Genomic DNA, 12493 nt, shown 5'->3' with positions numbered 1-12493 from the left:
GGGGGAGGAGACACGGATGGTCGCGGCTTTATCTGGTTTCTCGGAGATCATTGTCGGCCGGCGCGCCTTCGGCGCTTACTTCGTCCGACTGCTCTTCTTCGGCGTCCTTGTTAGCTTCGCGAGCCGCGAGCGCGGCTTCAAAGGGCACGCGGGAGAGGGTGTTCCATACCGCATCTCGCGCCAGGTACGTCGTCGGGTCGCGTTCCTCACCGGTTTCGCCCAGGCTGGAGGGGGCACCATCAATCAAAAGCACGAGATCGCCCCAGCGTTCGATGTACACGCGCTCTCCATCGGTGTTTGGCCCGTGACGCAGGCACCAGGACTCACCATGTTCACCGCTCTGGTGGGTTGCGCCGGCCTCGTAGCGCGCCTCAGCGATCGCGACCTGAGCGCTGGCGAACTCGCGGGCTTCGTCTTCGTTCTCCCAGCTGCTGACATGCACGGCCACCACCTCACCGGAGTCATTGCGGTAGCCAAGCAATCGGTCGCCGCGCCAGCCCGCAGCGCTTTCGCCCGGATCAGGGATCCCCTCGTAACGGTCGGTATGGGTGGCCAGCCAGGAGCGAATCTGAAGTTCGCCCAGCACCGAGTCGAAGATCGGTTCGTAGCCGCCAAGCGCTTCCGCCGCATCAAACTGAACGTCGATGGGAAGCTCTCCGGCAAAATAGCGCTCCGGGTGCAGGATCTGGGTGGTGGAAACCGGCGCGTCGGCGTAGATCGCGTCCACATCACTCCAGTTGCGGTTGGCCCGCGCGCGCAGCACAAAACGCATCCCTTCGATATAGGGGAAGAGCAGCAGATCGCGCACAATCCGCGGGGCGCTTCCCAGCACCGAGTCGGTCAGAGAGGGAACAGCGCTCTCGCCCATTCCCATCATCCCCGGGGTGCCCATGCCCTCAGTGGCGGCGAGTTCTTCGGTGTTCATCTCCAGCAGGGTGGCGGTGATCATGGGGACATCGGCCACGCTCAGCGCGCGGCCGGCAGGAAGCGTCCCGCTCTCGTAGAGCACGTAATCGATCATCAGAACGGTGGCATCCCCCTCGATCAGCGCCATGCGCGCCAGTGCGAAATCCCCGTTCTCCTGAGAGGTAAAGGGGGCGAGCAACGCGCCAATATCGAAATGCTGATCTTGAATGGCATGAAAGATCTCATGGGCCATCGCCGAGTACTGCAACTGCTCGGGTAGCCCCACCATGATGTAGAGCTCTTTGGCGCTTTGATCGTAGAAGCCGGCAATTTGCTCGGTGAGCAGGTCCAGCATCAGCTGACGGTAGTTGACCTCGGGCTCGAAGATGCCCAGGCGCTTAAACATCTGCTCTTCTGCGAGAAAGACCTCTTCGGGAATCTCGTTGTGGAGCTGCTCAATGAGCATCGTGCGAAGCGCTTCGCGGTCTTTGACCCCTTTGGGGATCTCGGCCAGTAACTCGAGGCCTCGGATGTTGGCGACCTGTACAGCAATCTCGCTGGCAGCAGCGAGTAATGCTTCCTCGCGGGCCTGTTCTCCAACAAGCTCTTCGGCGGGTTTCGGGTCCTGAGCCCATGCCACCGAACTCATCAGGCATACACTGAATCCAAGGCACAACAGAAGTTGCATACAATGTTTCATGACCTATCCATGCGCTCGATGCGAAGAGTTGCATCGCGTTCATTCATCCTATCGCGAAGCTGCCCGAGGGGGGGGAGTATCACCACAACACAGGTGCTCGACAGGCCGTAGTCTACCTGTTGCGCGTCGAAGGTCCAACGGCCGGGCAGGTCGGTTGGGCAACGTAACTTCACAAAAAGATTTTGCGATAGAATTGACGCTGCGCGGGAATAAGGCTAAACGCCAGTACAAACACCCCCGCTGCCATGGTCGTAGGCGGGTGTCGGCACCCGCCGACTGCCGTGGGTCGCGATGTTCGTTGCCCGCTCTTGTTGAACCCTGATTCACTTGAGGAGTTACCATGCTGAACAAGATTCTTGTTTCCTTCTTCGCCCTGGGCCTGACCTTCACCGTGGCTTGCTCCGGCGGCGAAGCCACCCCTGACGAAGCCCCGGCCGAAACCGCCGTGACCGAAGAAGCCACCGAAGAAGCGGCCGAAGAGGAAGTGGTCGAAGAAGCGGCGGCTGAAGAAGTGGTCGAAGAAGAAGCCACCGAAGAAGCGGCTGGTGAAGAAGTTGCCGAAGACGGCGCTGCCGAAGAGGAAGCCACCGAAGAGATGGCGACCGACGAAGTTCCGGCCGAAGAAGGCATGTAAGTCGCCTGAGTGCGTCGCTCGCGAGAACGTCAAAGTTATTGCGAGTTGAGAAGGCCGCTGCGCTCCAGGCGCAGCGGCCTTTTCTTTGGGCGATCGCGCGACAATGCGCAACATCTCCCGCCTTGACGTGGCCTTGAGCCCAAAGGCATCCTAGCGCCGAATTCAGTTCGACCCCATCGATTTGGAGGAGTGACGTGAAAACGCGATCGGCTCATCTGGCCCGGCTAGTCGGCGTGTTGGTGCTGGCGCTGTGGTTCAGCGGCTGCACCGACGACCTGTATGCGGCATGCACCATCGACCCCGACGACCCCACGCTCAGTGCCTGTGTGGAGAGCGGCAGATCCGAAGCCTCATGCGTGGTTGAGGAGCAGCTCCAGTGCGAAACGCGCACCTGCGCGAAGTACCAGGGCAGTGAGCCCTTTTGCACCGTCGAATGCAGCACCGATGCGGACTGCCCCGATGGCGTCTGTCGCGAATTTGTGATGCTCAGTGGCGTGCGTCATTGCGTCGCTAACACCGTCGCTCAGTAGTCGCACCGTTCGCCCCGGAGCAACGACTTCGCCGGCGAGCGCCCCTGACTGGAGTTGCAATGAACTGGAAGCTTAACGCGTGTGCGTCTTTTTGTGCCGGCATCATGTCTCTGGGGCTTTTGTCCGAAGCGTCGGCTCAGGACGGGTTCAACTTCGATGTCGATGAGGTCGAAGCCATTGATGAGCTCCCCCACCTTGTGGAACTCATCGAGGAAGGCAAGCGCCTCTACGAAGATCGCAAGTACGCCGAGGCCAGCCTGCGTTTTAACGATGTCTTGATGGACGACACCCCCGGTGCCGAGAACTACTACCCGGAGGCGGAGTACGAACTGGCCAAGACGCTCTTCCGCATGGAGCTCTACCAGGGCTCGCTGGCGTATTTCTCCCGCATCGTCGAGGCAGGTGAATTCCACCCCTTCTACGATGCTGCGCTGCGCGGCCTGCTCCTGCTCACCGAGGTGATCCCCGGTGATGCGATGCTTGCCGAGCTTTTGGCCGGCTACGCGCCGCTTTTTCCGGAGGTGGTGCCGCAGGACTACCGCGACACCTATGCCTATCTGGTGGGCCGCCACTTCTACGAGACCCTCAACATTGACGAGTCGTTGCGCATGCTCAATTACGTGAGCACCAGCAGCGATCGCTACGCCCGGGCACGCTACATCGCTGGCATCACCCATGTGGCCAACTACGATGCGCGACCGGCGGTTGACGCCTTCCGCGATGTGTTGCGTTACCTGACCCGCGATGCTCAACCCGAAGAGCTTCGGGGTGAGGAGCGTCGTCTTCTTGACCTGACCCACCTGGGCATGGCGCGCGTCTACTACTCGACCGGCGATTACGACACCAGCCTGAGCTATTACGAGCGCATCAAGCGCGACAGCCCTCGCTGGCCCGATGCTCTCTTCGAGTCGAGTTGGGGCTTCTTCCAGGTGGATCAGTTCAACCAGGCCCTGGGGAACCTGCACACGATCAACTCCCCCTTCTTCCGGAATGAGTACTTCCCGGAGGGGCCGATCCTGGCGGCGGTGATTTACTTCTACAACTGCAACTTCGCCCGGGTACGCGACGTCCTCGACGACTTCGACTACGTCTATGAGGGCGTCAAAGCCGAACTCGAAGGCGTGATCGCCACCAATAATGATCCGGCTCTGATGTATGAGTGGGCAAGGAAGTGGGAAGGCGGTGATTTTGAAGGCGATGCCGAGGTGCGAAGCGCGCTTCGTGCAGCGCTGAGCGACCGTCAGATCGAGAAGAGCTTTGCGCTGGTCGGCGCCATCGATAAAGAGCTTGAGACGATGGAGCAGCTCCCTGCGAGCTGGAAGACAAGCACACTGGGCGATAGCCTCCTGCAGGAAGCGGCGATCGCCCGGAGCTTCGCCGTCTCCGATGCCGGGCAGCTGGCCCAGCAGCGACTTGAGCGCGTCATCGGCGAGCTCGAAGGGCTGGTCAGCCAGCAGAAACGAATTCTGTTTGAGGTCGCGCGCTCCGAACGCGGGGAAATTGAAGCGGAGCTACGCGCCGGAATGCAGCTCGATGATCGTGGCCCCGGCGATGGACCCTCGCTGGATATCACCGATGAACATCTCTACTGGGAGTTCGACGGTGAGTACTGGAAAGATGAGTTAGGGTTCTACTTCTTCAACGTCAAATCGGAATGCCGACGCTGAGTGGGAGGCAGGTCGGGGGGGACACTGTGCCCACGGTGGCGGTGGCGATAGGGTCGCCTGAGCGCGTCTCGCTAAGGAGCGGGTCATGAAGAGTTTCTACGATCACCATTCACCCCGGCGCTGGCGCGTACTTCTCGCAGCCGCCGCCCTCTCGCTGACTCTGGGGCCGCTTGATGCTGCCGCTCAGCCTGAGGAAGACGAGAAGGTCGAGCACGAGATCGCCGTCCAGGAGACGACGCAGCAGACTGAGCGACCGACCCTGGAGAACGAGGAGCAGGGGCCACGCTTTAGCGCCACCCAGTTCGTCACCCAGCGAAGCCTGGCCAGTCTTCAGCGTCAGGACGAGGCCATCGTCCAGCTGCGCGATCTGATCCGCTCCACCCCTGAGAGCGATCCCCAGCGCGCCGAGTACCTCTTTAACCTCTCGGAGATCTTCTGGGAGCGTTCACGCTACTACGACGACTCGGCGGTGGAACGTCAGGATGAGTGCTACCGCTACAACGACGCAGGCGACGAGCAGGGCGCGCGCCGCTGTCGCGCGCAGATGGAAGATATGCAGGCCGAAGCCAAGCGCCTGCGCGAAGAGTCGGTGCAGCTTTACGTTGATATCATTCGCGGTTATCCCGACTTCGGCGAGCTCGACAAGGTCTACTTCTATCTGGGCTCCAACCTGATGGATGTCGGTCGCAAGACCGAGGCGCTGGATATCTTCCGCGAACTCATTGCCAACTACCCCCAGACTGAGTTCGTGCCCCAGGTTCTCCTCTACTTCGGGGAGTTCTACTTCGACGAAGGGGAGATGTTCGAGGCGCTCAAGGCCTACCAGAAGGTCGCCGAGTACCCCGAATCCAACGTCTACCCTTACGGCCTCTACAAGCTGGCGTGGACCTACTACAACCTTGAGAACTACGAGCGCACCATTGAGGTTTTCCTCACGGTGATCGACGCGGCGCGCGAGCGTCCCGATGACGGCACGATGGTCGCGCTGATGCGTCAGGTTCGCCAGGACATCGTGCGTGCCTACGCCCAGATCGGTTCGCCCGACCAGGCCGTGGAGTTCTTCCAGGACATCGCCCCCGAGCGCGAAGACTGGCTGAAGATGACTGAGCGCCTGGCCGTCTTCTACGGCGACCAGGTTCAGCTGAGCGACTCCACGCGGATGTACCGGGAGCTCATCAGCCTCAACCAGGAGAGCGTCAAGACGGTCGACTATCAGTATGAGATCGTCCGCAACCAGACCACCAACAACGCCTACTCCGAGGAGAGCATTCAGGAGCTGGTGCGCATGATGCGCCTGGTGCAGCTGGCCGATGGCGGGCAGTTCGAAGACACCGAAGAGCAGAACTACCCGAGGATTCGCACCAAAGTTGAAGAGGCCGCGCGCAACTGGTCGACGACCTACCATCGTGAGGCCCAGCGCACCAAAAACGCCGACCTCTACGCGATGGCGTACTACCTCTATAAGTTCTACCTGGAGACCTTCCAGGACACCGAACACGAATACATGATGACCTTCTTCTACGGGGAGCTTCTCTACCAGCTGGAGAACTGGGAAGAGGCCGCCGCAGCCTACGAGCGGGTCCTGGAGCTTGAGCCGGATGGCGAGTACACCAAAGAAGCAGTGCTGGCCACGGTGCTGGCCTACTTCTACATCGTGGATACCTCCGAGGAGCGCGCGGTCATTGAGGCCACCTTTGATGAGGAAGGGGGCGAGGAAGAGACCCCGGCTATCCCCGAGCCCAAAGAGCTGCCGGAGGTCTATCAGAAGTTGATGACCGCCTGTGAGAACTACGTGGAGTACGTGCCCGACGGCGATCGCATGGTCGACGTCAAATACACCATGGCACGCACCTACTACGATTTTGATCACCTGGAGCAGGCCGCCACAATCTTTGAAGACATCGCTTTCTCCCACAGCGAACATCGCCTGGCGGTGATCTCGGCCAACCTGCACCTCGACTCGCTCAACCTTCTGCAGGACTTCGACAACCTCAACGCGGCCGTCGAGCGCTACATTGAGGTCGACCCGATCGATGATGCCGAATTCCAGGAAGACGTCACCAACCTGCACATGGCGATTCGCTTCAAGGTCTGCACGGTGCACGACGATGAGGAAGAGTGGCGTCAGGCTGCGGAGTGTTTCGTCGCCTACGCCAGCGACTTCCCCGAGTCGGAGTACGTCGATAAGGCGCTCTACAACGCCGCGCTCGACTTCGAGCGCCTGCGTGAGATCGGTCCGGCCATCCAGGTGCGTCTGCACCTCCTGCGCGTACGACCCAGCTCGGAGCTCGCCCCTGAAACGCTCTTTAATATCGGCGGCAACTACCACGCGCTGGCCGTCTACAGCGAAGCCTCGCGCTTCTACGAAGCCTTCGTGCGCAACTTCCCCGAGCATGAGAAGGCCGAAGACGCGCTCTCCAACGCCTCGACCTTCCGGCAGGGGCTGGGGCAGTACGATGAGGCGATCGCCAACTACGAGCGCTACATGGAGCTCTTTGCCAGCGAGAACAAGCAAGAGACCGCGGAGGTCTTTTTCCAGATCGCTCAGATTTACGAAGAGCAGGGCAAGAAGAACGAAGCCTTTGAGCAGTACCAGCAGTACCTGCGTCGCCACGCCGAAAACGGCACCAACGATCGCATGCTGGAAGCGCGCGTGAAGGTGGGGCTGCATCATTGGAACAACGGTGGCCGCAACGGCCGTCGCGACGCGCTCCAGGAGTTTGAGCGCACCCTGCGCCTCTACGAGCGCATGAGCGAGGAGGAGCGCGCCGAGATGACCACCGGCCGCGACGCCGCTGCCCAGGCCAAGTTCATGATGGGCGAGGATATCTTCGAGCGGGCGGCCGCCCTGAGCATCGATTCCTCCAACGCGGAGGAGCTCACCAAGAAAACCAAAGCCAAGATGGAAGCGATCGAGGAGGCTCGTAAAGTCTACGAAGAAGTCATCGTGTTCGGTCGCCCCGACTGGGCCATCGCCGCGCTCTACCGTATTGGCAGTGGTTTTCAGAACTTCGCTGAGACCTTCCGCAACAGCCCGGTGCCCAGCCGCCTGACCTATGAGCAGCAGGAGATCTACCGGGGTATTCTCGAGGACCGAGCCTCATTGATTGAGGACAACGCCGTGGAGATGTACCGCGAAGCGCTGGCAACGGCGCGGCGGGCCAACTGGTTCAACCAGTACAGCCGCCAGGCCGAAGTTGCACTCGCTGACCTGCGTCCCCGCGAGTTCCGTAAGCCCTCGGAGATGCGCGCTTCTCCGGTCTTCTTCCGCGACGGCTTTATGCGCTCGGGCTTCATCAATGATGTGGAGGATGAAGATATCCTGGGTGGCCTGGGAAGCGATGAGCAGGCGATCAATGAGGCCCCTGAAGAGGTGGAGAGCGAGCCGGCTTCCTGAAGTCGGATGGAGCGGGGCCGACGCTGGCCCCTGTACCCCCGGAGCGTTTCTGACGGGGGTGGTCGCTACCATCGGCCGCCCCTGTGACAGGTTCCAAGGAAAAGAGACCTATGCGAGTTTCTCAAAATAAGTTCCTCATCCTCATCGCCGCGCTGGCGCTGTCCTGGTCGACTGCTTGCGGTGGCGCGTCGAAGCGCGCCGACGACATGAGTCAGGCCACCGAGTCCGGTGGCACGAACAACGTCAACGCGATCGCCGAGTTTGAAAAAGCCGTTGAAGTCTGGGAGGCCGGCGGCGAAGGCCGCAACGCCGAGGTCAAAGATCTTCTGGAGAAAGCGCTCAAAGAAGACCGCCGCTTCGGAAAAGCCTGGTTCAACCTCGGCGTGATTCTGGAGATGGAAGGCGATCTCGAGGGCGCGCGTGAGGCCTATGAGAAGGCCGCGGAGTTTGCGCCGAAGCTCGGCGAGGCCTACGTCAACATCGGTATGCTGGAGATGGAGCGTGGCGAGCGCGATGAGGCCTGGGATTACTTTCAGCGCTCCATCGAAGTGCAGCCCTACAACCCGGCGGCGCATAACAACATCGCGGTGATGTTGCGGGAGCGTGGTGAGTATGCCGAGGCCGTCAACCATGCGCGTCGCTCGCTGGCCGGCGACTCTCAAAATACCCGCGCCTACGGCAACCTGGCGCGCATCTACTTCGATCGTGGCAACCACCAGGTGGCGCGTCTTGTGATGTTCAACGCCATTCAGATCGATGAGAACGACCCGGACCTCTACAACATCCTGGGCCACATTGAGCTTGTGCGAAACGATGTGACCTCGGCCATCGCCTACTTCCAGAAGACTCTGGAGGTCGATCCGAAACATGTGCCGGCGAAGATGAACCTGGGGGCGATCATCCTCAATGTGCGCGACTACGAGCGCGCCATCGAGCTGTTTGAGAGCGTCCTGGAGATTGAGCCGCAGAATAAAGAGGCCATCGTCGCCATCGGCGTGGCTCGTCGCGGTCTCGGTGATCTGGACGGTGCCCGCCAGGCCTATGAGCGGGTGCTGGAGTTGGAGCCGGAGAACGCCCTGGTGCAATTTAACCTCGGCGTATTGGAGCATGAGCACCTCGCGCAAAACGCGCAGCTCGGCGGCGACACCGAGGCTCCCGATCCCGATGACATGGTCGGGCAGATGGACTGGACGATCGCGAACCTGGAGAACGCGATCGGCCATTACGAGAAGTCCATCGAGCACTACAACAACTTCCTGCATTACGAGGGCGGAGAGCACGTCGAGGAGCGCGACGACGTCAGCAAGCGTATTGAGCAGGTTCAGCAGATCATTGACATGACCCGCGAGCAGATCCCGATGCTGGTGGAGCAGCGTGACATGATCGCTGCAGAGGTTGCTCAGGCCGAAGCCGCCGCTGCCGCAGAGGCTTCGGCCTCCGAGGAGCAGGCGCAGGATGCGCCGCCGGCCGAGGATGGGGATCCCGACGCGAGCGCTCCGCTCGAAGAGAATCCTTGATCTTTACGTCCCTTTACCCGGCCGGGGTTTGGCAGGGTTTTCATCGGTGTGTTAGGCTTTTTAAAGCACATTGAGGCAGACAATCAGGTGATCTGAGCGCAGCGTGCGCCCGGATCGAGGAGACGAAGCGATGAAACGCGCGTTCTTAACAGGTTTGGTGGCGCTGGGGATGATCCTCCCGGCGACTTCCTTCGCTCAGTCCTTGCCAGAGGCGGGTGCGGCCAGCGGCCAGGCCGGCGACGAGGGCGTGGTCTACCAGGAGGAGACCACCTACGACTTCGATGGCGAGGACCTCACTGGTAACCTGATCCGCCCTGATGGCGAGAACATCACGGGCGATCAGCGAGGCAAGACCAGCAGCCTGATCAACATCCGCCAGGACTTTATCCCTGAGATGCTCAAGAGCGTTGAGACGCTCTAGTTTGCAGGGTTGGCAGCGCAGCCCGGGTGCGTGTGAATCGCACACGCCACGAGTGGAGATTGCATGATGCTTCAAGCCGAAATTATTCAAGCCGGTCAGGTCGTCTCAACGGTCAAGCTGGAGCAGGACAACGTCAAGGTCGGGAAGCTCTCCAGCTCGCATATCCGGCTGGATGATGATCGCGTCTCGCGCATTCACGCGGTGCTCGAGCGTCAGCCCGACGGCACCTTTATGGCGATTGACCTGGGCAGCGCCTCGGGCACCTACGTCAATGGCGAGAAGATCACCAAGGCGGCGGTGGGGGCTGGCGATGAGCTGCAGTTCGGTGACACTGTGGTGCGTCTCTCCGAGGTGGTGGAGGTTGCGGCCACGCCGGCCGCCGCGTTTGCAGCCACCGGTGAGCTCCCCGAAGGCTACATTCGTCTGGAGGATGGCTCGGTGGTTCAGCCCTTCAGTATGGAGGGCTACTACGACGACGCCGGCAACTACATCCCGGGCTATTACGACGACCAGGGCACCTACCACTACGGTTATGGCTACCACGACGAGCAGGGTGCCTGGCAGGTGGCGCACGGCTTCTACGACCCGCAGGGCGAGTGGGTGGCGACCCCGGATCCCGCCGGTGTGAAAGGCCCCAGTGATACGGAGCTCTACACCGAGCGCTTCTTCGATCCGGTTGGTGGTCAGACCCTGGAGGTGGCGTTTCTGTGGACCGATCACGTCCTTGCGGTCAACGCCTACGAGACCCCGCGTTCGGTGATCATCGGGCCGGACGAGACCAACGACTTTGTGGTCGAGGACCCGCTCGTGAACCAGCCGAAATTCCCGCTGGTCAGCTACAGCGAGGGCGGAGGTTACCGGGTCAATGTTTCGGCGCAGATGGAAGGGCTGATTCAGCACGAAGGTCAGCAGTTTACGTTGGCCGAAGCGATCAGCCGCGGGCTTGCCACCGGGAGCTCCGAGGTCGCCGGGGGCTACAGTATCGCGATGGGGCCGCGGACCAGCGTGCGGGTGGAGTTCGGTACCAACACCTTTTTGATTCACTTTACGACCATGCCGGCGCTGGGCGGTGGAATGATGGCGATCGATCGCCAGCCCATTCCCTACCATGCGGCCAGCGCGATGCTGCATATCCTCTTCCTGGTGATGGTCTTCTCGTGGCCGGAAGGGCACGGGGCGTTTGAACTTCACGAGTTCAAAGCCCAGGATCGCTTCGTCGAGCTGCTCGCGCCGCCGGAGCAGGAAGAGATTGAAGAAGAAGTTCCCGACTGGCTTGAAGGCGGCAATCAACAGGAGGAGGCCGCCGCCCAGAAGGGGGACGAAGGCGAAGCCGGCGATCAGATGGCCGAAGAGGCCGATAATCATCTGGCGGTTCAGGGGCCTTCGACCAACGAAGAGATCGAGCTTCGCAAGGCGCGTGATACCGAGATCGCGATGAACACCGGTGCGCTGGCGGCCTTCAACGATGCGTCGCTCAGCAGCATGTGGGGCTCGGGTGATACCTCGGTGGGGAGCGACGCGATGCACGCCCTGGGCAACATGACGGGCAGCCAGGCTGGCGCGGCCGCCGGTGTTGGTGGTCTGGGACTGGCCGGTGCCGGTCGTGGCGGCGGCGGTGTCTCGGAGCGCGGCATTGGCATGGCGCAGGTCGGCACTGCCGGTCGTGGTGGCGGTGGCAAAGGCGGCGGCAACTACGGGAAGGGCGGCGCGAACCTGGGCGACCGCGAGGTTCGTCAGCCCAAGATCATTCCGGGCCGTCCGGCGGTTCAGGGCTCGCTTGACCGTGAGATTATCCAGCGTGTCGTTCGTCAGCATCGCCGCGAGATGCAGCACTGCTACGAGCAAGAACTTCAGCGCAACCCGAACCTCGCCGGGCGTATCACCATCCGCTGGGTGATTTCTCCGACCGGTTCGGTCACGATCGCCTCGGTGACGGAGACCTCGATGAACAACTCCGCCGTGGAGCAATGCATGACGCAGCGCATTCGCCGCTGGGTCTTCCCCGAGCCCAAAGGCGGAGGCATCGTCAACGTGAACTACCCCTTCAACTTCAGCTCCTGACGCTTCGCATGTGAAGCGACGCGATTCGCAAAAGGCTCCCGCCAGGGGGCCTTTTGTCGTATGTATCCCTATACATTTTGGCCCGCTTTTCAGGGATGTGTTCGATGCACGGGGCTCGGCATACGTTGTTTTAGTCGCAGGCTTGCTGCTGGCGTGGGCGATGGTCGGGGGGCCACCAGCGCGAACCCTTCATCTGAAGCGCGCATATTCAAACGCCCGATGGTGCATCCACCGCTCACCTGAGAGCATCATTGACCAGGACCTGGACGATATCGACCCATGGTACGCTTTCGAGGCAGCGCGAGACTCTGAGCTTATCGGCCGGGTTAGCATGCGATGGATCATGGTGCCGACTGGCGAGGTCACGCAGGTCAGTGAGAGAGCGTGCTCGGTATATTGCGCGGCCCCGGAGGCATGTATGTTGGAAAGCATCGGTGGGTGAGGCTTTCCCAAACCTGCTGGCGAGGGCATCGTCAACGTGAACTCCTCCTTTGACGTCAGTTCTGATCCCGGCGAAGCGAAAGATGGACATCCGTCTATGGTATGAGAAGTGGTGTTGGGGTCGCTCGAATGTCGGAAGAACATCGCCTTCTGCTGGTGTGTTTGAGAAGGAGCGTAAAATTCCGCACCACGATCGAATTGCAACACTTGCCCGGTTGT

The 12493-nt window shown here is 61.1% G+C and carries 8 protein-coding genes; 7 read left to right on the top strand and 1 reads right to left on the bottom strand.

From position 1 onward, the window contains the following. Positions 1-28 precede the first annotated feature (28 nt). Entirely contained in the window at positions 29-1594 is a 1566-nt protein-coding gene (locus tag EA187_RS09605) for a hypothetical protein (RefSeq protein ID WP_127780130.1), read from the bottom strand. Positions 1595-1946: 352 nt separating this feature from the next. Here EA187_RS09605 and EA187_RS20620 point away from each other — a divergent pair, with 352 nt between their 5' ends. The 7 genes from EA187_RS20620 (at position 1947) to EA187_RS20960 (ending at position 11833) form a co-directional block, all read left to right on the top strand. Further along, complete coding sequence (locus EA187_RS20620) at positions 1947-2240, top strand: hypothetical protein (RefSeq protein WP_206524238.1); 294 nt, start codon at positions 1947-1949, stop codon at positions 2238-2240. 194 nt (positions 2241-2434) lie between these two features. Further along, positions 2435-2770: a hypothetical protein gene (locus EA187_RS09595; protein WP_115603946.1), complete on the top strand. Its 336-nt coding sequence runs from the start codon at positions 2435-2437 to the stop codon at positions 2768-2770. A gap of 59 nt (positions 2771-2829) precedes the next feature. Continuing rightward, positions 2830-4437 (top strand): hypothetical protein, encoded by a 1608-nt coding sequence (locus EA187_RS09590; protein ID WP_127780129.1) that lies wholly within the window; start codon positions 2830-2832, stop codon positions 4435-4437. Between the two features lie 85 nt (positions 4438-4522). Next, on the top strand, positions 4523-7834 hold the full coding sequence (locus tag EA187_RS09585; RefSeq protein WP_115603949.1) for a tetratricopeptide repeat protein: 3312 nt from the start codon (positions 4523-4525) through the stop codon (positions 7832-7834). Positions 7835-7944: 110 nt separating this feature from the next. After that, positions 7945-9351, top strand: coding sequence for a tetratricopeptide repeat protein (locus EA187_RS09580; RefSeq protein ID WP_115603951.1), 1407 nt, complete (start codon positions 7945-7947; stop codon positions 9349-9351). A 130-nt stretch (positions 9352-9481) separates the two neighbouring features. Then, positions 9482-9772 carry a hypothetical protein gene (locus EA187_RS09575; RefSeq protein WP_115603953.1) on the top strand — a complete coding sequence of 97 codons (291 nt, stop codon included), beginning with the start codon at positions 9482-9484 and terminating at the stop codon, positions 9770-9772. Positions 9773-9835: 63 nt separating this feature from the next. Next, positions 9836-11833 carry an AgmX/PglI C-terminal domain-containing protein gene (locus EA187_RS20960; RefSeq protein ID WP_115603955.1) on the top strand — a complete coding sequence of 666 codons (1998 nt, stop codon included), beginning with the start codon at positions 9836-9838 and terminating at the stop codon, positions 11831-11833. Positions 11834-12493 lie beyond the last annotated feature (660 nt).

The organism is Lujinxingia sediminis, from assembly GCF_004005565.1.
Taxonomy (GTDB): domain Bacteria; phylum Myxococcota_A; class Bradymonadia; order Bradymonadales; family Bradymonadaceae; genus Lujinxingia; species Lujinxingia sediminis.
Note: the sequence above shows the minus strand (reverse complement) of the source record. Positions and strands in the feature narration are given on the sequence as shown.